This window comes from Pseudomonas sp. H3_D04 (assembly GCF_054669175.1).
On the sequence record NZ_CP162801.1, the window covers coordinates 1,443,712 to 1,466,908 of the forward strand.

Sequence of the window (23,197 nt, forward strand, 5' to 3'; positions counted from 1 at the left end):
CGGTCATTCATCAGGGTCACTTCAATAACATTTTGACGGCAGCTTCCGCAGGTTTTGATGTTCCATCGGACGACTTTAATCCAAAACTTCGCTCGCGATAATTGCTGCCAGAGTCGCTGTTTTTCCATTCGTAAAGGGACGTCAGCGGTATATTCAGTTTTTTGACGTCCGAGATAAATCTTGTAATGCGTGATGCTTGTCCGGCGGTGCCTCCGATGGAACTGAGCGATGGCACTCCCCATTCGGTAATGACCCCCGGCACATGGAAGTTATCAAGGATAAACGCTTGAGTACGGCTGATTTCGGTGCCCGACATGCCATACGGGTGATAAGAAACAGCGCTGAGGCACCGTGGGTGTTCCCTCAGGATCTCAGTCAGTGCGACGGTCGCCTTGGAGTCTTTGGTGGGCGCCTTCGCGAATCCAAAGCCGATCAGGGGTGTTGAGTGATCCCGCTTTTGTAACGCGTTGCACACTGCGCTCATGAACGGCACAAACGTTACTTCAAAATCCTGGGTAGGCCAGTATTTTGGCAAGTCCGGTTCATTCCAGATTTCAATGGCGACAAGCTGCGTACTGAAGGCGTTTTCCAGACCGATCACCGAGTTGGCGAATGAATCTCCCGCAGCGGCGAGATCTATCCCACTGCTTTGCGTTTTGTGGGTTAACGCTTTGGTGGAGCGAACGGTCATCAATACTGGCAGGTCGGCGGATTTGGCCGCTGCGAAGGCTTCACTGATGTGTTGTTGATACGCCGGGTTACCCAGGCTGTTCGTCCATACGCCAAAGCGCACGAATCCAAACCCTGACGCCTTGATCTCATGGGCGTCGGCGGTCGAGAAATTCTGGATCTTCACCTGAACGCCTATTGTCTTGTTGTCCTGGGCCAGCGCTGAAAAAGCCTGACTGGCGTAAACAGGGCTGAAGGCGCCAAGTATAAATAGCGTTGAAGTGGCAATCAGTCGAAAACACATGGAGGGCATAACGGGCAGTTCCTGTAGTCGTCCAGAGTAGAGGGCAGGGGAACATAGCATTAGTCAGTTAATACAGCGATACCATTAATCTTTCCGCCCAGACGTCCATTGTTAATATTGGTCGGATAAATAACTTTCCTATCGCGAGTGTTATTTATGGTCCGGTTTTCTGGTTGGGCGTTTTTTGTGTGTCGTGGTATTTAATACGAAAGTATTTTCATGATGGATCCCACTCTGAATGCGGGACGGTCTTGTTGGCTCACTTATAGCCTCGCTATACGTGGACCGAATCGACACTACACGGGAAGAGTAGCCTTGTTCAGAAAGATTCTTGTGGTCTGCGTCGGCAATATATGCCGAAGCCCGACCGCTGAACTGTTGCTTCGCCATGCGCTGCAACCTTCAGGTATCTCAGTGACCTCCGCGGGATTGAACGCGCGGGTGGGTGAGTCTATGGAGCCCGATGCACTTCGGGTTCTTGAAGAACAGGGTCACGAAGACCAAGGGTTTAAAGCGCGGCAGATTACGCCTGCCATTGTCAATGAATCAGACCTCATCCTAGTCATGGAAAAAGAGCATGTACAGGGCGTACTAAAGATTGCATCACACGCCAGGGGCAAAGTGTTTCTTCTGGGGAAGTGGCAGAGTGAACGCGAAATAAAGGACCCGTATCGTCAAGGAAAAGCTGCGTTTGTCCATGCCCATGCATTGATTGAAGATGCCGTTTGCTCATGGGCGCAGCGCCTCGGACGTTGATGGATGATTTTCAGATTAGTAATAATGGTAAAAGAATAGACCTTATGCAGTTACCGTCAGTAGTCAGCACCCGGGATAAAGACAGAGACGAGATTGATCTGCTCGGTTTATTAGGCACATTGATTGACCATAAATGGTTAATAGGTGCCATCACCGGGGCGTTCATGGTGACCGGTGCCGCGTATTCGATTTTATCGCCGCCCGTGTATCTGGCGAACGCCCTGGTCCAGGTCGAGCCGAAAAAGAACGACATGCTGGGGTTCTCGGATATCAGCAGCATGCTCGGTGGACAATCACCGGCGGCTACCGAGATCGGCATTATCAAGTCTCGTGCGGTTATCGGTAAAACGGTCGATGATCTGCATCTTGATATTGTGATTACGCCCAACACCTTTCCCGTTATCGGCGGCTTTCTTGCTCGGCGCTATAAAAGCAGCCCTGCGGAAAGTGTCTCGCCACCGCGCTTTGGCATGAACAGTTATGCCTGGGGCGGCGAGCGCCTTTATATCGAACAGCTCGATCTGCCGGCTGAACTGTTGGGCAAGAAATTGATGTTGGTCGCCGAAGAGCGCAATCGATTCAAGCTCTACGATGACAACGGCGGTTTGTTGGCCGAAGGTGCCACAGGCGAAGCCATCGCACAGGAGGGTGTCGAAGTCCTTATCGCGAGCATGGCCGCGAATCCGGGCACTAAATTCGAAGTCGTGCGCAATCCACGCATTGTCACCATTCAGAATTACCAGGACGCCCTCGATGTATCCGAGCAAGGTAAAGAGTCGGGCATTATAAGTCTGGCCCTGGCCAGCACCGACTACACCTTGGCGGTGAAGATTCTCAACAAGATTTCAAGGCTTTATGTGCAGCAGAATGTGCAACGCACCTCTGCCGAGGCGGCCCAGAGCCTTGAGTTCCTGCAGGCGCAACTCCCGCAAGTCAAAGAAGATCTGGTCAAGGCCAGCAACGCGCTGAACAGCTATCAGACCCACGGAAATACAGTCAACATCTCCCTCGAAACCAAGTCTGTGCTGGAACAGATGGTGGTGCTGGATACGCGCATCTCGGATCTCAAACTCCAGCAAGCCGACATGGACCGAAAGTTCACCCGGGAGCATCCGGCCTACCGCGCATTGATGGCGCAGATGGGGGATTTGAACAAACAGCGACAAGGGTTGGAAAAGAAAGTCCAAGGACTTCCGGCGACACAACAGGAACTGTTGAACCTGACCCGTGATGTGGAAGTGGCGACACAGATTTATACCCAGTTGCTGAACAAATCCCAGGAGCTGGACATTGTCAGGGCCGGGGCGGTCGGCAATGCGCGGCTGATTGATACGGCGGACGTCGACATCACCACCCCGGTCAAACCGCGCAAAGCCCTGATCGTATTGATTGCGACGTTGCTGGGTGGCTTTGTCGGTGTAGCGCTGGTGTTAGTGCGTAAATCGCTGAGCAGAGGACTCGAAGGGCCGGAAGCCATCGAGCAACTGGGTCTGCCTGTTTATGCCTCCATTCCTTACAGCACCCTGCAACAAGAAGAAGATACTAAAAAAGTCAGACAGGGCGACGGAGCCAACAGCCAGTCTTTCCTATTGGCCCTGCGTAACCCCACGGACCTGTCCATCGAATCGATCCGCAGCTTGCGGACCTGTCTGCATTTTGCAGGGCTGGATGCCACCAACAACCGGATCATGATCTCCGGTCCGAGTCCCCAGGTAGGCAAAACATTTGTCTCTTCCAACTTGGCCGCGGTCATCGCTCAAAGTGGGCAGACGGTCGTACTGATCGATGCCGATATGCGCAAAGGTCATCTGCACAAGACCTTGGCGACACCGATCAGCAATGGCTTGTCCGATCTGTTGACCAAGCGCTGCAGCATCGAGCAAGCGATCAATAAACTCGAAGTCGATAACCTGCATTTCATCAGTCGGGGACAAGTACCGCCCAACCCGTCCGAACTGTTGATGCATGCCAACTTCAGAGAACTCCTCGCTGAACTGAGTGAACTCTACGACGTGGTAATCATCGACACGCCACCTCTTCTGGCCGTGACAGATGCGGCCATCGTTGGACGTGAAGCCGCCATTAATCTGATCGTGACGCGCTTCGGCGTCAATCCGGCCAAAGAGATCGAATTGACGATTCGTCGGTTTGCTCAAAACGGCATCGAATTGAAAGGCGCGATTTTCAACGGTGTCGAGAAGCGAGCGTCCAGCTATTACGGTAATGGCAGTTATGGCTATTACAACTACGAGTACGCCTCTGACAAGTCGTAAATGCGGGTTCTATTTGCCAGGTCATGGACTGAGAGTGGACTCACCATTCTCCGGTCCCTGTCGCCTTGCGACTACGATAATGGAGTTGGGTGAACTGTGAAAAAAATACTACATGTGGCGGAAACGATTAAAGGTGGCGTTGCGACGGTCATCCGGACGATATCAACCCCTCCCAAGGGCGACGCCCAGCAGTATGAACTGGTGTATTTGATTCCGTTCGACCAGAAGAAAGAACTGCATGGCATTGATGAAAAAGACATCAGGACCTTCTCCCGAAACAAGAGAGATGTCGTCTCCCTGCTGCGCTTTGCCTGGCAACTCATTCGAGTGATCTTCAAGGAAAAACCGGATGTCGTGCACTTGCACAGCACGTTTTCCGGGGTTATTGGCCGATGTGTGTGTTTAATCTTGCGGCCTTGGCGGTCTCCGAAAATCATCTACTGCCCGCATGCGTTTTCGTTCTTGATGGAAAGTTCTCCTGCCAAACAGAAAGTGTATTCTCTGATTGAGCGGCTTTTGCAAAAAGTCACGGATGTCATTATCTGTGTCAGCCAGTATGAACTGGATAAAGCGGCCTCGTTTGGTATCGACCGCCGCCGTATGAAACTGATCTACAACGGCATTCATTATAAAAACGATGAGAGCCTGTCCAGTCAGTGCACGGATATTCAACTTTTATTTGTGGGTCGACTGGACTATCAGAAGGGCTTTGATGTCTTGCTCAAGGCATTCACGGAAGTTGAGCGCACCGACTTGAAACTGACCGTGGTTGGCAGTGCGGTGAATGAGGAACCGGTAGAGTGCCCCGTCATTGACGCTGTTGAATACCTGCCTTGGGTGACCCCGGCCGAAGTCAATGCCCTCTATAAAACCGCCGATGCCCTGATTGTCCCCAGCCGCTGGGAAGGTTTTGCCATGGTTCCCCTTGAGGGCATGGCCATGGGCGTGCCCGTTATTGCCAGTGACTGCACTTCGCTCCCTGAACTGGTCACGCACAACGTCACGGGTTACATATTTTCGACGGGCGATCACCAGGCGCTCAGTAACATCTTAGTGAACATCAAGAAACAGAAGTTACTGGAACTCGGCACCGAAAGCCGCAAGCGGGTGCGCGAACGGTTCAGCGCTACGCTGATGATCCAGAAAACCTATGACGTGTATTCCGCTCAAACTTATTAAGTAGATATCAAGATATGAACGTAACTATTTTGCATGGCTACAGTGCATCCAATTCCGGTGATGGCCTCCTGGTGGATTTGGCAATCGCCTTGGTGCTGCGAAACTTTGGTGCTGACACGTTAATCAATGTCGTTGCGTCAGACCCCCAATCATTTAGTTACCTTCCCTATAAGCGGTATGACGCGCCGGTCATGGCGGCTAAAGGATTGGGACGCGTGAAGGAAGCGGTTTTCCTTAAACAGTCTTACGCGCCACTCGCCGACCTCTTGAGCACCAGCGATCTGATCGTCGGGGTGGGCGGTGGGTACATGCGGTCAAAGAGCGCCTTTGAACACATCAAGCTGAAACTGGGCCATGCCAAACAGCTCGAAACGGCGATCTTGAGTAAGGTGCCGTCGGTTTACCTGCCGCAAAGTATCGGCCCGTTCCACGGTGAGAGCAGCGCGATCGTAAAACACTACGCCAGTGCCGATGCGGTGTTTGTCCGTGACAACAGGTCGTCGGCTATTTTCCAATCCAATGAAAATGTCTATCGAGCGCCAGACCTGGCGGTCCAGGCGTTGGCGAAAAAGATTCTGGTGCAACCCAAGTTCACCCGCTGTGCGTCATCGCCGGCCGTGGTCTGCGTGGTTTTACGCAAGCCGCCGGAATGGAGCAAAGAGAAAAAGATCGCCTACGTTGCCAACTTGAAGCTTCTTTTGAAGAGACTAAGGGCGAAAAGCAAAGTGGTCTGCGCTGTTCAAAGCGCCGTTCGTGGCAACGATGACGGGGCGTTCTATCGGGAACTTGGCATTACCGAGGATCTCTTGCCCTTGAAGGCGACCCTGTCCAAGTATCAGCCCGACCTGGTCATTTCCGTAAGGCTGCACGGAGCCATCGAGTCTCTGCTCGCCGGCGTGCCTGCGTTTCATATCAGCTATGAACGCAAAGGTTTTGGCGCCTATCAGGATATGGGCGTGGAAGATTGGGTGATCAACGGCGGGGACATCAATGTCGACACCATCATCGACACTGTTTACGCGCCGAATGCGTTGTCCAGATTCGGTAAAAAACTGACGGACACCTGCAAAGAAATCGAAGCCAAAACGGAGCTGATGGACACGATCATCAAAGGGATTGTTCGATGATATTTCGGCTGTTGCTACGCGGAGGTGCTTTAGGCGCAAAGTTCTTGCTGGTGTTGGCCATCACGCATTACCTGGGTTATGAGGCTTTGGGTTTCTACGGGGTGGTGGTGGCCGCTTCATTGATCGCTTCCAAGTTTTACAGCGTCGGGTTCAGTTCTGAAATCAACCGGCTGATCAGCGTGGGGGGCAGTTCGAAGCTTGTCGTTGATAAGGTACTGATTCTGTACCTGGCCGTTGGTTTGCTGTTATCGGTGGTCACGGTCGCGCTCTACTCACTGTTCAGTGATGTTGAGGCGAGTGCCGCGTTGATCGCGTGCGTCACGCTGTTGCTGCTCACCGAGCATCTGTCCTTCGAAATAAACTCGTTTGTCTTTTCCGCACAAAAGGCCAACTGGGGCGCGTTGTTGTTTTTCATCAAGACCGGCCTCTGGGCGCTCCTTGCCGTGGGCGGACTGATGACCGGCGTAGTGTCCACCATCGCCAGTGTGCTTTGGTTATGGGTGGCCACCAATCTGTTGGTCATCGTGGCCGGTTACTTCATTGTGGTTGACGTACATAAGGGCCGGGGCGTCAGTGCCGTCACCACGGTTTCGGTCTGGAGAGCAGGGTTGCCCTTTTATCTGGGAGGCGGGCTGATCGCATTAAGTCAGTACGCTGAACGTTTTCTGATTCTGGACATTGAACCGTATGCCAGCCTCGGCAAATACGTTTACTCCTGGTCTGCCGCCAACACGTTGCAAGCACTGTCCTACGCTGTTGTTGCAGTGGTGGGCATTCCCGTGCTCGCCAAGCGTTATAAAAATAGCCAGCAGGCGCTGACGGTCCGGCAATTGTTCGTTAATCAATGGGTGCTGCGCTCCCTGATGGTTTCCTGCGCGGTGGCTGTGCTGATTTATGCTTTCTTCAATATTTTGCTCGATTATGTGGACGCAGCAGTCCCGCGTCCGGATAACCGGATTTTAGCGATTCTGATTTTCTCTTTTGCCCTGCGCGCCGTCGGCGATATCGTCTGGGGCGGTCTTATTGCCTCGAAGAACAGTCGGGTTTCGGTAGCCAGTGCAGCGATCTGTTTGTCGGTTTCACTGCCCGTCAGCTATGTGCTCATCAAGCACTATTCAATTTATGGCGCGGCGTGGGGCAATGTCTTTTCGATCACGGTGCAGTTGGCCGTCATTGCTTTGCTGACCAGGTTTGCCCGGTCAAAGGGGGCCTTGTAATGGCCATCTCGCTACCGTCCATAGAGTTTCGCGGAAGAAAACTCGATTCACCCATTTCATTCCTGATTCTGCTGTGTGGTCTTTTTCTGTCTATTGCGATGCCGCTGCTGATGCACCGCGATCCTGGCCCGGATGCGATGACCTTGTGGACGTCATACGTTCGTTCAGACAACTGCAATTTCTGGAATCCGTTTTCACCAGATCGGTCCTCTTATGAGTGCTCCGCTTACCTGCTGCGTCCCACCGGGATCAACCTGACCAATGCGTGGGCCTACGGGATGTTGTGCAACCTGTTTCTGACCTCTATCCCGATCTTCATCTTCAAAAGAATACCGATAACGATCTTCCTGACCTTGTGCCTGTGGGGAGTAGTCAGGTCGTTTTTTCTCGATAACCTGACCAAGGAAATCATTGTCTCGGTGGCGGTGATCGCCATTCTGTTTTTCTCCTTTTCGAAACGCTACGGCGCGGGCTTTTTCCTCTCTGCGCTGTTTTACGGTGTGCTGATCCGGCCCTACTGGATATTGTTTTCGCTGGTCTGGGTCGGTGTGTGCGTGATGAAGAAGCATGTATCGCGTTTCAGCTTTTTCGTGATGTTGTTCATGTTCTACCTGGTGATCGCGACGGCCATTCAGTTGCTGGTCGGCTATTCGGTTTCATCCATTCGCGCCAGTAACAATGAACAGCGGACTTTGGGTGAAGAAGGTTCGAAGTCATTGATCGTTTCATGGATTAACGGCGGAGATTTCGTGTCCCAGGCAGTGGACTCGATGAGCATCTTTTTCAGGCTGTCTTTCCCGGTGGAGTTGATCCTGCTCTCCGGCCTGGGGCAGATCATATTCGTCGTCCTGATGATGATGACCTCGTTACTGATGTTCAAAATGATGACGTCGAGTCACTACAAGGGCTCAACCATCGAGCCGAAAGTCAAAGAGCTGATTGCGATCCCTCTGTCCTTTTTATTGGTGCAGGGGTTGTTCGAGCCTGACTTCGGCTCGTTTGCCCGACATTTCTCCATGGTGGTTCCGGTGCTGTTTCTGGGGCTGGGATTGCAGCTGCGCTCAAAGAAACCCGAGTCGGTTGAATCAAGCGTTCAGCGCTGAGGTTTGTGGTCTATGCAAAGCAAGAAAAAATCGTTGGAAATAGAAACGCTCAGAGGTCTGGCATGCCTGCTGCTGGTGCTCTATCACGTGATAGGTCCGCTGGGCGGCGGACTGAAAATCGACCTGGGGTCACCTTTTCGGGTGTTGGCGGATTCGATGGTGTACGTCAGGATGCCGCTGTTCACCTTCATATCGGGCTACATCTATTCGATATACAAGATCAGAGGCAATGACTTCTCCGCTTACTGCGTTGGCAAGGTGAGACGGTTGATCGTGCCGTTGTTTTTTGTCGGTATTCCATTTTCGGTGCTGCAGGTTGTAGGGCCTGGCGTTAACAAGGAGGTCGGGTTAATCGACGCCTTGTTGTCGTTCTACATACCGGTTAACCATTTCTGGTTTTTGCAGGCCGTCTTCATCATCTTTGTGTTTGTCGGTTTTCTGCAGTGGCGCGGTCTGTTGCAGACGGCGACGCGGCTGTATCTGCTGTTCTTGTTTTCGGCGCTGGTGTTCTTGTTGCCGCCTTTTCCGGTTGACGCGTTTGGCATCAATGGCGCGATCTATTTGCTGCCGTTTTTCGTGACAGGGATGATTTGCCACGAAAAGGTCAGTGCCTTGAAGCAATCGCTGAAAGTGATCGGGCCGGTCGTGTTCGTCTTGATATCGGCTGTGCTGCTGTATGTCGCCGCCGTGGATCGCGAACTCATTGTCGATCGTAGAAGCGTTGTCGGTTTGCTCGTTGGCTGTATGTCCTGTGTCGCGCTACTGTCGACTGACATGCGCTCTAAAGCCCTGATCTGGCTGGGTGGATATTCTTACGCCATTTTCCTTTTTCACGTGCTGTTTGCTGCCAGTTCGCGGTTTGCCTTGGGTCGTTTGGGCGTCACGGACGACAGCGTTCTGGTCGCAGGCGGCGTGCTGTGCGGATTGTTGGGGCCCGTGCTGTTGTCGAACATTTTCAGCCGCTTCACCCTGACTTCCATTCTGTTCCTGGGCGAGCGAGTTACCCGCAAAAAGACTCCAGCGGTCGGGTTGAAGGTGCCTCAATCCTGAGTGCCCATTCAGCCGGCTTACTGATAGAGGAATGAGCCAGTGGTAGATGTCGATGATGTGCGCCCCGTTCCTGCTCAGGTTGTCGAAGTGAGAAGTTCACGCGATCGGCTTGCTGCAATGACCAAGGGTAAAGCGGGGGAGGTGCTGGCCATCTCGGTAATTGGCGACAGTTACAGCGCGGGGCAGGATTTTTATCTCAATGCCCTCACTCAGCACTTGGCGAAAGATTTTGGTTTTGCCGGGCCTGGTTATGTCGGGTTCAATCACGGTGCCGCGCTCGGCGGTACGAATTTCAAATACACCCGCAGCAGCAAGAAGTACTTCGGTGGAGATTGGGACGTTTCCAGTCTTGGCCAGGCGAGTCCGGACAGCCGCACCGTGACCGGGCAAACGGGCGCTTTTCTTGAAGTGGATTCCAAAGAAACGGCATCCATCAACACAGCCATTACCGACGCCAAGTTGCTTTACCTGGGCAATGGAAAAACCAGTGAGATGCGCTATCGGTGGACACCTTCAGGCACCTGGCAGCCTTTGACGTTGGCCGGTTCCGGGGTTCAGGAAGTGCAACTCAGTATCCCCGCCAATGCTGAATGGTCGTTAAAGCTCGAAGTAGTGAAAGGTGCGCCGACGTTGTTTGGTCTGTGGCTGGCCAATAATCAGGGCGGCGTCAGGGTCTCCAAACTCGCCGCTTCCGGTGGCGCCTCAGGTGACTTTTATAAAAACGACCGTCCATGGCAAACCCAATGGAAGGCCATCGTTTCCAAGATACCGGCGGACGTTTACCTGATCATGTTAGGCGGTAATGACCAAGGGTTTGGCGTCAAGCCCAACGACTATCTGGAGAACATGAAAGGGTTGGTGCGGATGATTCGCGAAGTTCATCCGGCGGCGAGCATCAACGTGATCTTGCGTCAGGACACAACGCGCTCCAGTGCGTATCCGATGTCGGAGTACGCCCAGGTGCTTGAGCCTTGGGCGCGTTCGGAGCACATCGTGTATTCGAGTTTGCAGTGCACGTTCGGTCCCGACTTCAAGCGCTACGCCAATGACGGGCCGACGCCCATGATCGGTCCGGACAAAATCCACCCTATCCCGGGTTCGGGCGGTCGGCTTATTGCCGATTACGTGTATCGCCTGATTGTCGGAGGGGGCGGTGAGTCGCCGGGCCAGTGTGGTTCCGCTTTGAAATAATCATTCACCGTTCAAAGCGTTCCAGATGGCTCAGCAGCTCTGCGGTTTTCACAGGCATCAAGTCAGGATCACATCGCGTTTCAATATTGATAACAATTGCCGGGTCGCTATAGCGCACGCGAACCCGGAATCGCCAATCATTGAAAATCACTTTAAGCCCGTCGCTTTCATCGATATCCAGGGCCTGGTGGGCGTACAGACTTTTCAGATGGTTCAAGAGTGCAAAAGGGTCCCTGGCCGGGCGATGGATATCGCCCGAAGAGGGGAACACCCCGATGCGCTCAACCAACAAGGCTGTGCCAAACCAGGCCGCCGAAGTGGAGGATAACGACGGGGTTTTTGACAGCCAGGCCATCACCCCGACGTTGCCCGCTTTCTGTTCGATGTCTACCGAGCGTTTTGCAGTGGTCATAGTGGCTTGCCTGGATGAGTGAGTGGGTCAAAGACCGTTGAGATACAGATGCTCATAGCAAAAGTTGGTGGCGTCGATATAGCCTTCTGCACCGCCACAATCAAAGCGCAGGCCTTCGAACTTGTAAGCCAGCACGCAGCCATTTTGAGCCTGCTTCATCAGTGCGTCGGTGATCTGGATTTCGCCACCCTTGCCCGGTTGGGTGTCGGCGATCAAATCAAAAATATCGGGGGTCAGAATGTAGCGGCCAATGATCGCCAGGTTGGACGGTGCGTCCTCGGGTGCCGGCTTCTCGACCATGCTGTTGACCCGGTAGATCCCTTCGGAAATCAACTCCCCAGCGATCACGCCATATTTATGAGTCTGATCTCGAGGCACTTCTTGAATGGCCACGATCGAGCAGCGGAATTTTTTGTAGAGCTGGATCATCTGCGCCAGTACGCCGTCACCTTGCAGGTTCAGGCACAGGTCATCCGCCAGCACCACGGCGAACGGTTCGTCACCGATCAAGGGGCGACCGCTGAGAATCGCGTGCCCCAGGCCTTTCATTTCGACCTGGCGGGTGTAGGCGAACGTGCAGGTTTCAATCAGCTCGCGGGTGCCGGCCAGAAATTTTTCCTTTTCGGTGCCGCGAATCTGGTGTTCCAGTTCATAGCTGATATCGAAATGGTCTTCCAGCGCACGCTTGCCCCGGCCGGTCACAATTGCCATGTGCTGCAGACCGGCGTCCCGTGCCTCTTCAACGGCGTACTGGATTAAAGGCTTGTTGACGATCGGCAGCATTTCCTTCGGCATGGCTTTAGTAGCAGGCAAGAAGCGCGTGCCATAACCGGCGGCGGGGAACAAGCATTTACGAATCATAGATATATCCTGGAAAGTCATTATTCACATCCGCGCAAAAACAATATCGAGTGTGGCTGTGAGTTTTGAAGTATTACTGAGGTTGTACTTTAATACCTGAGTGAGGCTTTATTGGCAATTATTAGCAGGCGTAGAGTGGGGCAAATGTTATTAGTTGTCTGGGCTGATGCCTTTTAGTTAATTTTAGTCGGTGTCTGTTAATAGTGTTGGTTGTTCTGAAGTGCTAATAAGTGTTTGGCGTCAATGGGTGATGTGCACATTTAACATTGCCTGTAATTGAGCACTTCAATACCCCACTATGGACCGCTCTATGAAGATTCTGGTAACGGGTGGAACCGGTTATATCGGTTCTCACACTACACTTGCGCTGCTTGAGGCGGGCTTCGATGTGGTTGTGCTGGACAACCTTTGCAATAGCTCTGACGCGTCCCTGCACGCCATTGAAGCCCTCTGCGGCAAGTCCGCATCGATGATTCGCGGGGATGTGTGCGACCGGGCATTGCTGGACCGGACTTTTCAGGAGCATTCCATTGATGCTGTCCTGCATTTTGCCGGGCTCAAGGCCGTAGGCGAGAGCGTGCGCAAGCCGCTTGAGTATTACGAGGCCAATGTTTGCGGGAGCATTACGCTGTGCCAGGCGATGTCGGCGGCGGGCGTGTTCCGGTTGGTGTTCAGTTCATCGGCCACGGTGTACGGCGCGCCTGAGCAGATGCCGATCCGGGAAGATTTCCCCACCGGCACGCCAACCAATCCTTACGGGCAATCCAAGCTGTTCATCGAAAACGTGCTGCAGGATCTGTGTGCGGCAGAGCCGCGCTGGAGTATCGCGCTGTTGCGTTACTTCAACCCGATCGGCGCTCATGCCAGTGGCCACATGGGGGAAGACCCCAGCGGGATTCCCAATAACCTGGTGCCTTACATCAGCCAGGTGGCCGTCGGCAGTCTCAAGGAGTTGTCGATATTTGGTGACGATTACCCCACCGTCGATGGCACCGGCGTGCGCGACTACATCCACGTGGTGGATCTGGCGGACGGGCACCTCAAGGCATTACAGACGATCTCGACGCGTACCGGAATCAATATCTGGAACCTGGGCACGGGCGATGGTTACAGCGTTCTGGAGGTAGTGCGGGCGTTCGAGCAGGCGTCGGGGCGTCCAGTGCCTTATCGCGTGATGCCACGACGCTCGGGCGACATCGCCGAGTGTTGGGCCGATCCTTCCAAAGCGGCGAAGGAGCTCGGCTGGAAGGCCACGCGAAATCTACAGGAGATGATGACAGACACCTGGCGTTGGCAATCGAATCATCCCAGGGGTTACGTCGAGTAGGGCTTGAAACAGGCCGTCAGCCCCTGGTTTTTCTGCTGAACTGTTATATCAGGACGCAATGTTAATTATGGTCGGGAAAATTGACTGGAAACACGTCCCGCAAGTCCGTAGATATAAAGAACACGCAGGAAGGAGTTTGATATGAAAAAGATGATGGTGATTGCCGTATTGTCCATGATGAGCAGCGGGGCTTTCGCAGTAGAAGTACCTCTTTCGCTGGATACAAAAGTGCTGGGTGATGTAACGGCGGCACAAGCTGCATTGGCCAGCACTGCGATTGTTTCAGGCGCAGTGGCTGCCTCCAGCAGCGGCGGAAGTTCCAACGGCGGAACAACCGGAAGTACCGGCACAACAGGCACCACCGGTACCACCGGCACACACTGATAAATACCGCAGGTGTCATCCAAGATTGCCCGGCTAACACTGGGTGATCTTGTTTTGGGTTTGCCCTTGAATAGCGTAGTGCCATTATGATTCGTAGCGTTCCTTTTTTAATGCTGGCAAGTATTGCTTTGCAAGGTTGTATGTTTTCGCCGGGCCAACATATGAGCACCAGCGATATCACTCGCGAAGGCTCAAGCGAAAACAGTCGGGTCGAGCTTATTCCGATTACCCCCAAGCTTATCGCCATGGACAGGGCCACTCAGGTACATGAGTCATTACCCCCGGAATTGTTGACCACGCCCGACGAATACCGCATCGGTAACAACGATGTCTTGTACATCACGGTATGGGATCACCCCGAGCTGACCGCACCTTCTGGCGCGCAACAGCAGATCGATGCAAACGGCCGTCTTGTTCGGTCCGATGGCACGCTGTATTACCCCTACATCAAAGAAGTCCAGGCCGCCGGAAAGACCATCCAGCAATTGCGATCCGATATTGCCGAGAAGTTGTCGACCTTCATCTCGGACCCGCAAGTGGATGTCGCCGTGTTGCGCTTTGCCAGTCAGAAAGTGGTGGTGTCGGGCGCCGTATTGAGAGCAGGCCCTCAAGCGATTTCAACCAATCCGCTCAATGTGGTTGAAGCCTTGGGTTCGGCCGGTGTCGATCCGCTGAATGCGGACTTGTCCGGGTTGCTGTTGACGCGAAACGGGCGGGTTTATCCGCTGAATCTAGACGCGCTTAATCAACAGAATGCCGAGTTGCAGAAGGTCTACCTCAGAGGCGGCGATCAGTTGTATTTGCCCTACAACGACAGCAAGAAGATCTACGTGATGGGCGAGGTCAATCAGCCGCGTGCATTGACCTTCAAGACCCGCACCATGAATCTTTCCGACGTCATTGGTTCGGTAGGAGGGTTGAACCAGACCACCTCGAACGGCAACGCCGTGTACGTCATTCGCGGTGTAGAAAACCTCGATGTCGAACCCGCCAAAATCTATCAATTACACGCCGAGTCGCCGTCCGCCATGGCGCTCGCCACTCACTTCGATGTCCGCCCTCAGGACATTGTTTATGTAGGCCCTGCCAACGTTACCCGCTGGAACCGCTTCATCAGTCAATTGGTGCCATCGGCCTCGATTCTCGGTATGGGCGCGGCGGCACAAAACAACTTAAGTGAAGCCAACAGCAGATAAGGTCTGGTCCCACTGTGAGAACGTTGAACGTTAGCGTCTGCTTGATGGCGGCATTGCTGTTGTGTGGATGTAATCCGCTGATGAAGGCCACACTGGCGAACTTCAAAGCCGTGGCCACCGGGCCTGACGACCTGGAGTTGACTCCGGCGCAAGTGGCCGAGGTTCAGTATCCGCAACTCAAGCTGACCACCCCTTCCGGAGAAGGGGTGTTGGCGATGGTGCGTGAGCGAGGTGACTTGCAGTACTGGGTCGCGTCCGGCAAGCAGGTGTTGTTGCTGCGCGACGGCCTGGCGGTTCGCACTGTCGGCCTGGGCTTTGAAGGTGACCTGGACGGGACCCGTATCGAAGCGCAATCGCCGTTCAAGCAAGGCCTTCACCGATTGCCCGATGGATACACCAGCCAGCGCTGGATCGATCTCTATCGAGGTTACGAAGTGGGTGTTGCCGTGAGCAGCCGCTTTACCCGAAAACCCATGGAAACCCTCAGGATCCTGGACAAGGCATACGCCGTGCTGCGTGTCGATGAGCAGATAGAGGCACCGGCTATTGGCCTGCGCGCGACCAATCATTATTGGGTCGATCCGGATAACGGTTTCATCCTCCAGAGTGAACAGCAACTGACAGGGCAACTCAGGGTGAAGATCGTGCAGTTGACCTCTGAGCGCGGGGCTGTCCGTTGAAGTTTCCCAAGGTGTTATGGACGTGCCTGTTGTTGATCTGCGGTGGCGTGAATGCGGCAGTCAACGTCAGCGGTGATGTGCGCAATCCGGGGCCGGTCGAGCTGCAATCCGGGGGGCGCGTGCTGGACGTGATGCGTTTGGCGCAACCCAATCCTGAAAGCTACTGGCTGGCGGCCGCCTGGCTGCGACAACCATTGCTTGAGGAGCAGACCCGACTCAAGACCGGGGTCCTGTTTGACTTGAAGGTGCTGCAACGCACCGCATTGCTCTTCGATCGGCCCAGCCGGGCGGCATTGGCGTTGCAGTTGTACGAGCAAGTCAGCCGCATGCCGGTTACCGGGCGCCAGGTGGCGGTCCTTGATCCGATCGCGGTGGAGGTCGGCTTCGCTCGCAACTTCCGCCTCGATGACGGCGACAGCCTTATCTACCCGAAGCGTTCCGATGTGGTTGAAGTGCTGGGCGCTGTCGCCGAACCGTGCCGGCTCGCCTTTCGCCCGCTGCAAGAGGCGCGGGATTACCTGCAAGGGTGTTCATCGCTGACCGATGCCGAAGCCGATTACCTCTGGATCGTTCAGCCCGACGGGGTCACCCGCCGTGTCGGCATTGCGCCGTGGAATCGTGAAAGCGGGCAGGTGCCTGCCGCCGGCAGCAAAATCCTGGTCCCTGTCAAAACCGATGATCTTAATCCGCCTATACCTGAACTGAATCAGCAGTTGGCCGAATTTCTTGCCACGCAACTGGCTGAGGTGGTTCCTTGAATTTACGTTTTGCTGCAGTGCTGTTGTTGCCGTGTGGTTTGGCTCATGCAGAGCCGCGATTGACTCAAAATGATTTCGGCGGGGTGGGCTTGATGCAAACGCCGACGGCTCGAATGGCACCGGCCGGCGAGTTGAGTGTGAATGCCAGTCGAACCGAGCCCTATACCCGTTACAGCGTTTCATTGCAGCCATTTGAATGGCTGGAAGGCTCGTTTCGCTATACAGCGATCACCAACCGCCGGTATGGCCCCGAGTCGTTGAGTGGCGACCAGAGTTATAAAGACAAGGCTGTGGACCTCAAGCTACGCCTTTGGCAAGAAAGCCACTGGGCACCTGAACTGGCCCTGGGTTTTCGCGACGTCGGCGGTACCGGACTGTTCTCCAGCGAATTCCTGGTCGCCAACAAACGCTATGACGACTTTGATTTCAGTGCAGGTATTGCCTGGGGATACATCGGCAATCGAGGCGATTTCGACAACCCGTTGGGCTGGGCGGCTGATCGCTTCAATACCCGGCCGGACGGCGAGGGCACCGGTGACGTCAACACCAATGCCTATTTTCGTGGGCGACCTTCATTGTTTGGCGGCGTGACCTACCAGACCCCCTGGGAGCCGCTCAGCCTGAAGCTTGAGTACGAAGGCAACGACTACAAAAACGAGCCGAAAGACAATGCCATCAAGCAGGACTCGCCCATCAACATCGGCGCCGTGTTCAAGCTGACCGATTCGGTCGATCTCAGCGCGGGTTGGGAGCGCGGCAATACTGCGATGTTCGGCATCACCCTGCACACCAACTTCGTCAGCCGCAAGGCGCCGGCCAAGACTTACGATCCGCCCGCGGAGCGTCTGCCGACACAGGCACCCGCCACACCGCCGGATCAGGTCAACTGGGCCAACGTATCGCAACGCCTGCAGAACAATGCGGGTTATAAAGTCGAACGTATTGCTCAGCGCGGTCCCGAGTTGTTTGTGTACGGCGAGCAGACGAACTATTTCCATTCGGCCAAAGCCGTCGGCCGCGCCAGCCGGATTCTGGACAACAGCGTCAACGACGATATCGACTGGTTCACCCTGGTGAACAAGCGCTACGACATGTCGCTGGAAGAAACCAGCGTGCCGCGCGAGACCTTCCGCGAAGTAGTCAACAATGAGGAGCCGCTGCAAACCTTGCACCGAACCACTGAGGTCAACGGGGCGATGCCGCATACCGAGACCACGCTCTATACTGCCGCGCGCGATCCCTTCAGCTATGGTGTCGGGCTGGGCTACAAACAGAACGTCGGCGGCCCTGATGGTTTGCTCTATCAGCTGAGTGCCGATGCGGACGCCGAGTATCGTTTCACGCGCAATACCTGGTGGAGCGGCCTGCTGAGCGCCAACCTGGTGAACAACTACGACAACTTTACCTACGACGCACCAAGTGGTTTGCCCCGGGTGCGGACCGACCTGCGCAAGTACCTGACGACCTCTGACGTCACCATGCCCACGTTCCAGTTCAGCCACGCCGAGCAACTGGATAAAGACCTGTATGGCATGGTCTACGGCGGCTATCTGGAGTCGATGTTTGCCGGTGTGGGCGGTGAGGTACTGTTCCGTCCGGCAGGCCAGCGTTGGTCGGTGGGTGCAGACCTGAACTACGTGCGTCAGCGCGAGTTCAACCAGGGTTTTGGCTTGCGCGATTACTCGACCGTGACCGGCCATATCACCGGTTATACCGACTTGCCTTTCGATACCCAGGCCGCCGTCAGTGTCGGCCGTTACCTGGCGCGGGATTGGGGCGCCACAGTCGATCTGTCACGGGAGTTCCGCAATGGCGTGCGATTCGGTGCCTGGGCCACGCTGACCACCGCGACAACAGCGGAATACGGTGAAGGCAGTTTCGACAAGGGCATCTACATCTCCATTCCGTTCGATGAACTGATGAGCATGTCGACCATGCGTAGGGCCAATATCGTCTGGTCGCCGCTGACCCGGGACGGCGGTGCACGGCTCAATCGCAGCTACTGGCTGCACTCGATGACCGATAGCCGTGACAGCGACTTGTTCTACCGTAACTTCGACAAGATCACTGAGTGAACGCGGGCGATCTGCAGGGCGATTAGCGCTGTAGATCGCATCGCGGTCGACTGGAAGGGAACAACCTCGAAGGTCTTTTAGTAAGCAGCGCCATCTTGCGCAGGGTTCTCTGCGTTAAAACGACACACTTGCAATGATAAGCCGGGGGCTGACTCAGCTCCCGGCTTGAACAAGTGTTGCCGTGTGTCAGGGAGCCTGGTGTGGCAGGGGCGTAAGTGCGACTCAGCGCCTGATAGACGCCCATGAAAAAGGGGACTTGCGTCCCCTTGTCATTTTGCGGTGCCTGGTATTCAAGTGATCAATAGATGTCTTTTGACAGCAAGGTAAAAGGCGTCTTCACCAGGATCTTCAAATCCAGCCACAACGACCAGTTATTGATGTATTTGAGATCGATCTCCACACGCTTTTGCATCTTGTCGATGGTGTCGGTCTCGCCACGGCAACCGTTGATTTGAGCCAACCCGGTAATCCCCGGTTTGATTCGGTGGCGAGCCATGTAGGCGAGAATCTTCCCGGAGTAGTAATCGTTGTGCGCAACGGCGTGGGGACGTGGTCCGACCAGAGCCATATGGCCTTGCAGCACATTGATCAACTGCGGCAGTTCGTCGAGCGAAGTACGGCGGATAAAGCGTCCCACCGGAGTGATCCGAGAATCGTTACGGCTGGCCTGCTTGACCTCAAGGTCATCGTGCACGCGCATCGAGCGAAACTTCCAGACCTGGATCACCTTGCCATTCCAGCCGTGGCGGTCCTGCTTGAAGAACACCGGGCCGGGAGAGTTGAGTTTAACGGCCAGGGCAATCAGTAACAGCAACGGACTTAGAAGAACCAGGGCCAACAGCGCCACGCTCTTTTCCAACAGGCTTTTACTGAGTGCGGCGGTTGGCTGGCTGGTCAACGGGCTTTCATTCAAGTAGATCGCCGGCAAGCCGTCCACGACCCTTACCGAGTGATTGAGCAGCATCAGGCTGTTCAAGTCCGGCACCCAGACCACATCGACGTTGGCCCCCAGCAAATCGATATACATGGCTTCAATGTTTGCCGCTTCACTCAGGGGTAGCGTGATGTACAAACGGCGGATGTCATGGGTTTTGATCAGCGCCAGCAGATGCTCTTGCGGGCCTACGATCGGCGGTGAGCCCATCGCCAGCGGGAGCGTTGTGTCGGTGCTGACCAACCCCACCAGCGGGAAGTGTTCAAGGCTACGCAGCTTCCGGGCGAGACCCAGCGCCAACTCGCCCGTACCGACGATCAGGGTTTTATGCTCGCTTTGAAGTGACCGTTGATAGTATTGCGAGAATCCGTGCAGCGGCACGTACAACAGTGCCTGCCCGAGATAACCGCAGGCTGCCCATATCAGGATCAGTTGACGGGAAAACAGTCCATCGGCCTTGCAGATGAACGCCACACAGGCCAATGCCGCCAGGGTCATTGTCCAGCCCACCAACAAACGCCCCAATCCCTCCAGGTAATTATCTTTCTTTGCATAGACGCCACACCAGGTATAGGCGGGCACCGAGGCAAGTACCGTTAGAATTGCGCACACTCGGTAATAGAACTCCACCGTCCCGGTGTGGTAATAAACCAGTAGAAACAACAGGGCTACAACAAAGCCCTGACCCAGTGCCCATTGTCCCCAGAAGGTCAATCCTTTGAGGTGGGTATTTCGATTGATACGAAGATTGTTAACCATGCGATATCCCCAAAATACGTCCATTCGCGTGTCGACAGACAAGAGCCAAGTTGATGTGGTAAACATTATTATTTTTATAAGAGGGCAAAACATTGACGATCGAAATGCCACTGTGCGGCGTGCTCGTCAGTGAATAGATTAATTTATTGGGCAGAAAGCTGTCTGACGACTTTTAACGAGTGGTAAGTTGGTGTCCTGGTTATATTGAGGCGGCGAAGTGTTAGAAATAGTCGATAATGAAAGTTGATTTCAGGAGGGGCAAGCGAGATTGTCTGCGGAGGGGGAGGGGGCTGAGGGTGAAATGGTGGGGTGCTTTTTTGTTTTTGTATGCACTACCATTGCGATCAATCTTATTGATTCAGGTGAGGCTTTTCCCCCGTACTATTTTTTGAATCAGGCAATAGCCACGATTCCTCACGGCCCGGAACAAACGTTCACCATTGCTGGCACTCTTGAACTTTTCCTGTAGCCTGCTCAAGCACATTTCCAGGCCTCGATAATGCTCGGGTTCTCTGCCGATGCTCCGAATAAGATCATCTTTACTTACGACTCGCTCATCATGGTGCAGCATTTTCTTGACCAGTGTGGCTTCTAGCCCGGTCAAGACAACCTCTACGTCATCTTTGATCAACGCACCATTGCCATGACTCAATCGCCAGGCTTCTGTATAGGGATAATGCGGTTTTACCGCCTCGTTGAGGAGTGAATCCTGGGTGTTTTCCCGGTCTTCATCTGCCCGTGAGGATATGTTGCTGAACCGCGTATCGGACTGGGCCGCTCGCCACTCGGATTCGAATGAAGAGAGAATGCGCTGTGTATCATGTCTGATAACGGGAGGGACAATTCTGTCCAGGTGAGGGGAAATAAATTCCATTAGTTTAGGGGCGGATGAGGGTAGGGCAACACCCTCGACAAACATCTTTGCCTGCGACGTACCAAATGAGTTATATCGCTCGCTCGATAATAATGCCTCAAGCTCTAGTTGTAATGCCGGGCTGTGAGTAACGACGACAAAATATTTTCTGGGGAGGGGTGTACTGCTTTCCATGTCTCTCTCCTGAAGGGCATACTCAGTTTTTAATTCAAAAGGTTGTCGGCAGGGGAGTAATGGCTCCCTTGAAAGTATTCAAACGGCAGCGCGCGCGCCAGTATATGGCTCGCGGCATGCTCCACTCTGTCAGCTATGAAGGCGACTTTAGTGGTGTGGGTCAGCATGGTCATGCGTTCGTGGAGACGATTGAATAATTCGGGGTTGCCCGTGAGTTTAAGGCTTAAGTCTAGGGTTGAAAGAGGGATCTTGATATAGTCGAAAAGATTCAGGGTTGTAAAGATCTCGATACTTTCATTGTCGATGTTGTAACCATCGAACGCGATTTCTATGCCGTGGTCTTTCAACAGATACACATTGTTGAGAATCTTCTTTTTTTCACTGAAACTGACCGCCGAAAGAGGCAGTTCATTGAAAGCGATAACCAGCGTCTGACCAAAGTTGTGCAGGGCGTCGCTGGACTGTATCAACTCTTCCGCGAGTGCTGAATCGGCGAGGTCTGATTGTCCGACGCAGACAAATCTACGACTTAAGTATTTGTTTTTGCTGGATATATTATGGTCTTTCAGCGAAAAGGCAATCAGCCGGGTCTGCATGAGCACTTCACTGTAGATGCCGCTCATCTGCTGCATGGATGCCGCAAAAGATGCGTGGGCTGGCTGAGCCGGACTGTCGTCAAACTGTATTCTGATCTCGCTGCCAAATGGGCAGTCATCACGAGTAAGGATCAATTGTCGAGACAGATAATGACTCGCACGATAGATGTGTGACGCGCTCATCGTTGCGTTCATAATGCAATAACTCCCTGCATATTAATCATCAGGCGGTCGAGATGAGACCCCTGACGAGACGATATCCATGCCCACGAATACTTTGAATGGCGTTGGTGCCATACATGCCTTTTATCTTGCCGCGCAGGCGACTGATAGATTTTTCCAAGGCCCTTGGGTCATAAAACGTTATATTCAGACCCATGATTCTGGCGATTTCATCATGGCTCAGTATTTGATTTCTTGTTTCGGCAAAGGCTTCCAGGATTTTCATTTCCGGAAACGAAACATCCAGTTTTTTATAGTCTCCAATCAGGCACATACGCGTGGGGTCCAAGAGTAAACTGTGTTGCTTGTGCCATTCTGCGCTATTAAAAAACTCGGAAAGTACGTCCGGGTTATCTTCAGGAAGCGTACTGAATTTAATGCAGTGGTCGGCGCCGGCAAGATAGTATCTCATCTTGTTGTAGGTGCCTTTGCCGGTGATGGCTACAAAGATAATAAGGGCCTGGTTATCGGCACGCATATTTTCCACCAAGGCGATGCTTTCATCAAACGCCTGAGGGCTGTCAATGACAATGAATACTGCACGGTATGAATGGGAACCCTTATTTTTTCTAAACAAGTTGTTGAAGCACATAGTGTCAACGGGTATATCATGCGCTACATAGCTTGCAACTAATGCCCTGAAACCCTCAGCTAAACTATGGGTCCGCCCAATGGTGAGAATACCCGTCACCTCCTTTGTGTGGCTGTGGCTGGTATTCGTTAATTTCCCTGTAAGCATCATGCTTTGACTCGGCTGGGTGCTGACATTTGGATGTTAAAGCACCAATTCTCATTTGTGACTGACAATTGGTAACATTTCCCGGGTTTTCAAGCAGGTGTCACAATTTTTTTAACATTGTTGAGCAATCTGGCGAGATCCTTTGTGCCCCTGATGCTTGGTATGCACAGTGGCAAATAGGCATCATTGTGCCATCTTTTCGCGCAATGTCCCGCTTTTCCAGTTCAATAAGCCTGGGTGGGCGGTTGAAGCTGCCTTAGTTGGATTTTTTATGGAGGCCTAATGAGTTACCACAACTAGGCTGCTTTAAGTGCCGGTTTTAGTATGTGTTTTGTTT

General features: G+C 53.7%; 21 protein-coding genes. 14 read left to right on the forward strand and 7 right to left on the reverse strand.

Annotated elements, in window-relative coordinates:
• Positions 1 to 16 precede the first annotated feature (16 nt).
• The gene (locus AB4N91_RS06840; protein ID WP_460112203.1) at positions 17 to 982 is read right to left on the reverse strand and encodes a glycosyl hydrolase family 5; all 966 of its coding nucleotides are present in this window, start codon (positions 980 to 982) and stop codon (positions 17 to 19) included.
• Between the two features lie 306 nt (positions 983 to 1,288).
• On the opposite strand from AB4N91_RS06840, the gene AB4N91_RS06845 reads away from it, so the two are divergent.
• The 8 genes from AB4N91_RS06845 (at position 1,289) to AB4N91_RS06880 (ending at position 10,869) form a co-directional block, all read left to right on the forward strand.
• Positions 1,289 to 1,729: a low molecular weight protein-tyrosine-phosphatase gene (locus tag AB4N91_RS06845; RefSeq protein ID WP_042932693.1), complete on the forward strand. Its 441-nt coding sequence runs from the start codon at positions 1,289 to 1,291 to the stop codon at positions 1,727 to 1,729.
• A gap of 44 nt (positions 1,730 to 1,773) precedes the next feature.
• Positions 1,774 to 4,002, forward strand: coding sequence for a polysaccharide biosynthesis tyrosine autokinase (locus AB4N91_RS06850; RefSeq protein ID WP_169856821.1), 2,229 nt, complete (start codon positions 1,774 to 1,776; stop codon positions 4,000 to 4,002).
• Positions 4,003 to 4,098: 96 nt separating this feature from the next.
• Positions 4,099 to 5,181 carry a glycosyltransferase gene (locus AB4N91_RS06855; RefSeq protein WP_010456278.1) on the forward strand — a complete coding sequence of 361 codons (1,083 nt, stop codon included), beginning with the start codon at positions 4,099 to 4,101 and terminating at the stop codon, positions 5,179 to 5,181.
• Positions 5,182 to 5,195: 14 nt separating this feature from the next.
• Entirely contained in the window at positions 5,196 to 6,308 is a 1,113-nt protein-coding gene (locus AB4N91_RS06860; RefSeq protein ID WP_042932696.1) for a polysaccharide pyruvyl transferase family protein, read from the forward strand.
• Positions 6,305 to 7,525 carry an MATE family efflux transporter gene (locus AB4N91_RS06865; protein WP_154501326.1) on the forward strand — a complete coding sequence of 407 codons (1,221 nt, stop codon included), beginning with the start codon at positions 6,305 to 6,307 and terminating at the stop codon, positions 7,523 to 7,525. The genes AB4N91_RS06860 and AB4N91_RS06865 overlap by 4 nt, the downstream gene beginning before the upstream one ends.
• Positions 7,525 to 8,628, forward strand: coding sequence for a hypothetical protein (locus AB4N91_RS06870; RefSeq protein WP_460112647.1), 1,104 nt, complete (start codon positions 7,525 to 7,527; stop codon positions 8,626 to 8,628). The genes AB4N91_RS06865 and AB4N91_RS06870 overlap by 1 nt, the downstream gene beginning before the upstream one ends.
• Before the next feature lie 12 nt (positions 8,629 to 8,640).
• Positions 8,641 to 9,678, forward strand: coding sequence for an acyltransferase family protein (locus AB4N91_RS06875; RefSeq protein WP_154501325.1), 1,038 nt, complete (start codon positions 8,641 to 8,643; stop codon positions 9,676 to 9,678).
• A 39-nt stretch (positions 9,679 to 9,717) separates the two neighbouring features.
• A complete protein-coding gene (locus tag AB4N91_RS06880; protein WP_460112204.1) occupies positions 9,718 to 10,869 on the forward strand; it encodes an SGNH/GDSL hydrolase family protein in 1,152 nt (383 codons plus the stop codon).
• A 4-nt stretch (positions 10,870 to 10,873) separates the two neighbouring features.
• On the opposite strand, the gene AB4N91_RS06885 is transcribed toward AB4N91_RS06880, so the two are convergent.
• Positions 10,874 to 11,281: a phosphohexomutase domain-containing protein gene (locus AB4N91_RS06885; RefSeq protein ID WP_172791371.1), complete on the reverse strand. Its 408-nt coding sequence runs from the start codon at positions 11,279 to 11,281 to the stop codon at positions 10,874 to 10,876.
• A 27-nt stretch (positions 11,282 to 11,308) separates the two neighbouring features.
• Positions 11,309 to 12,142 carry a UTP--glucose-1-phosphate uridylyltransferase GalU gene (gene galU / locus AB4N91_RS06890; protein ID WP_010456264.1) on the reverse strand — a complete coding sequence of 278 codons (834 nt, stop codon included), beginning with the start codon at positions 12,140 to 12,142 and terminating at the stop codon, positions 11,309 to 11,311.
• Between the two features lie 310 nt (positions 12,143 to 12,452).
• Between galU and galE the strand changes: the two genes are divergently transcribed.
• The 6 genes from galE (at position 12,453) to AB4N91_RS06920 (ending at position 18,562) form a co-directional block, all read left to right on the forward strand.
• Complete coding sequence (gene galE / locus AB4N91_RS06895) at positions 12,453 to 13,469, forward strand: UDP-glucose 4-epimerase GalE (RefSeq protein WP_172791370.1); 1,017 nt, start codon at positions 12,453 to 12,455, stop codon at positions 13,467 to 13,469.
• Positions 13,470 to 13,610: 141 nt separating this feature from the next.
• Positions 13,611 to 13,853, forward strand: a complete 243-nt coding sequence (locus tag AB4N91_RS06900; RefSeq protein WP_083376201.1) for a hypothetical protein — start codon at positions 13,611 to 13,613, stop codon at positions 13,851 to 13,853.
• 86 nt (positions 13,854 to 13,939) lie between these two features.
• Positions 13,940 to 15,049 carry a polysaccharide biosynthesis/export family protein gene (locus tag AB4N91_RS06905; RefSeq protein ID WP_460112205.1) on the forward strand — a complete coding sequence of 370 codons (1,110 nt, stop codon included), beginning with the start codon at positions 13,940 to 13,942 and terminating at the stop codon, positions 15,047 to 15,049.
• Between the two features lie 14 nt (positions 15,050 to 15,063).
• Positions 15,064 to 15,729 (forward strand): YjbF family lipoprotein, encoded by a 666-nt coding sequence (locus AB4N91_RS06910; protein WP_077748248.1) that lies wholly within the window; start codon positions 15,064 to 15,066, stop codon positions 15,727 to 15,729.
• Complete coding sequence (locus AB4N91_RS06915; RefSeq protein WP_077748249.1) at positions 15,726 to 16,487, forward strand: capsule biosynthesis GfcC family protein; 762 nt, start codon at positions 15,726 to 15,728, stop codon at positions 16,485 to 16,487. The genes AB4N91_RS06910 and AB4N91_RS06915 overlap by 4 nt, the downstream gene beginning before the upstream one ends.
• Positions 16,484 to 18,562 carry a YjbH domain-containing protein gene (locus tag AB4N91_RS06920; RefSeq protein ID WP_460112206.1) on the forward strand — a complete coding sequence of 693 codons (2,079 nt, stop codon included), beginning with the start codon at positions 16,484 to 16,486 and terminating at the stop codon, positions 18,560 to 18,562. Before AB4N91_RS06915 ends, AB4N91_RS06920 begins: the two co-directional genes overlap by 4 nt.
• Before the next feature lie 298 nt (positions 18,563 to 18,860).
• On the opposite strand, the gene AB4N91_RS06925 is transcribed toward AB4N91_RS06920, so the two are convergent.
• The 4 genes from AB4N91_RS06925 to AB4N91_RS06940 all read right to left on the reverse strand — a co-directional run bounded on the left by AB4N91_RS06925 (position 18,861) and on the right by AB4N91_RS06940 (position 22,863).
• The gene (locus AB4N91_RS06925; RefSeq protein ID WP_042932702.1) at positions 18,861 to 20,255 is read right to left on the reverse strand and encodes an undecaprenyl-phosphate glucose phosphotransferase; all 1,395 of its coding nucleotides are present in this window, start codon (positions 20,253 to 20,255) and stop codon (positions 18,861 to 18,863) included.
• Positions 20,256 to 20,613: 358 nt separating this feature from the next.
• Positions 20,614 to 21,303: a winged helix-turn-helix domain-containing protein gene (locus AB4N91_RS06930; RefSeq protein WP_010456247.1), complete on the reverse strand. Its 690-nt coding sequence runs from the start codon at positions 21,301 to 21,303 to the stop codon at positions 20,614 to 20,616.
• Positions 21,304 to 21,332: 29 nt separating this feature from the next.
• Positions 21,333 to 22,094 carry an EAL domain-containing protein gene (locus AB4N91_RS06935; protein WP_010456245.1) on the reverse strand — a complete coding sequence of 254 codons (762 nt, stop codon included), beginning with the start codon at positions 22,092 to 22,094 and terminating at the stop codon, positions 21,333 to 21,335.
• A 28-nt stretch (positions 22,095 to 22,122) separates the two neighbouring features.
• A complete protein-coding gene (locus AB4N91_RS06940; RefSeq protein WP_010456243.1) occupies positions 22,123 to 22,863 on the reverse strand; it encodes a winged helix-turn-helix domain-containing protein in 741 nt (246 codons plus the stop codon).
• Positions 22,864 to 23,197 lie beyond the last annotated feature (334 nt).

Excerpts from the sequence above, each read along its gene's own strand:
- AB4N91_RS06840 (WP_460112203.1), bottom strand. The coding sequence starts at position 982 with ATGCCCTCCATGTGTTTTCGACTGATTGCCACTTCAACGCTATTTATA.
- AB4N91_RS06850 (WP_169856821.1), top strand. The coding sequence starts at position 1,774 with ATGCAGTTACCGTCAGTAGTCAGCACCCGGGATAAAGACAGAGACGAG.
- AB4N91_RS06860 (WP_042932696.1), top strand. The coding sequence starts at position 5,196 with ATGAACGTAACTATTTTGCATGGCTACAGTGCATCCAATTCCGGTGAT.
- AB4N91_RS06865 (WP_154501326.1), top strand. The coding sequence starts at position 6,305 with ATGATATTTCGGCTGTTGCTACGCGGAGGTGCTTTAGGCGCAAAGTTC.
- AB4N91_RS06870 (WP_460112647.1), top strand. The coding sequence starts at position 7,525 with ATGGCCATCTCGCTACCGTCCATAGAGTTTCGCGGAAGAAAACTCGAT.
- AB4N91_RS06875 (WP_154501325.1), top strand. The coding sequence starts at position 8,641 with ATGCAAAGCAAGAAAAAATCGTTGGAAATAGAAACGCTCAGAGGTCTG.
- AB4N91_RS06885 (WP_172791371.1), bottom strand. The coding sequence starts at position 11,281 with ATGACCACTGCAAAACGCTCGGTAGACATCGAACAGAAAGCGGGCAAC.
- galU (WP_010456264.1), bottom strand. The coding sequence starts at position 12,142 with ATGATTCGTAAATGCTTGTTCCCCGCCGCCGGTTATGGCACGCGCTTC.
- galE (WP_172791370.1), top strand. The coding sequence starts at position 12,453 with ATGAAGATTCTGGTAACGGGTGGAACCGGTTATATCGGTTCTCACACT.
- AB4N91_RS06900 (WP_083376201.1), top strand. The coding sequence starts at position 13,611 with ATGAAAAAGATGATGGTGATTGCCGTATTGTCCATGATGAGCAGCGGG.
- AB4N91_RS06905 (WP_460112205.1), top strand. The coding sequence starts at position 13,940 with ATGATTCGTAGCGTTCCTTTTTTAATGCTGGCAAGTATTGCTTTGCAA.
- AB4N91_RS06925 (WP_042932702.1), bottom strand. The coding sequence starts at position 20,255 with ATGGTTAACAATCTTCGTATCAATCGAAATACCCACCTCAAAGGATTG.
- AB4N91_RS06930 (WP_010456247.1), bottom strand. The coding sequence starts at position 21,303 with ATGGAAAGCAGTACACCCCTCCCCAGAAAATATTTTGTCGTCGTTACT.
- AB4N91_RS06935 (WP_010456245.1), bottom strand. The coding sequence starts at position 22,094 with ATGAACGCAACGATGAGCGCGTCACACATCTATCGTGCGAGTCATTAT.
- AB4N91_RS06940 (WP_010456243.1), bottom strand. The coding sequence starts at position 22,863 with ATGATGCTTACAGGGAAATTAACGAATACCAGCCACAGCCACACAAAG.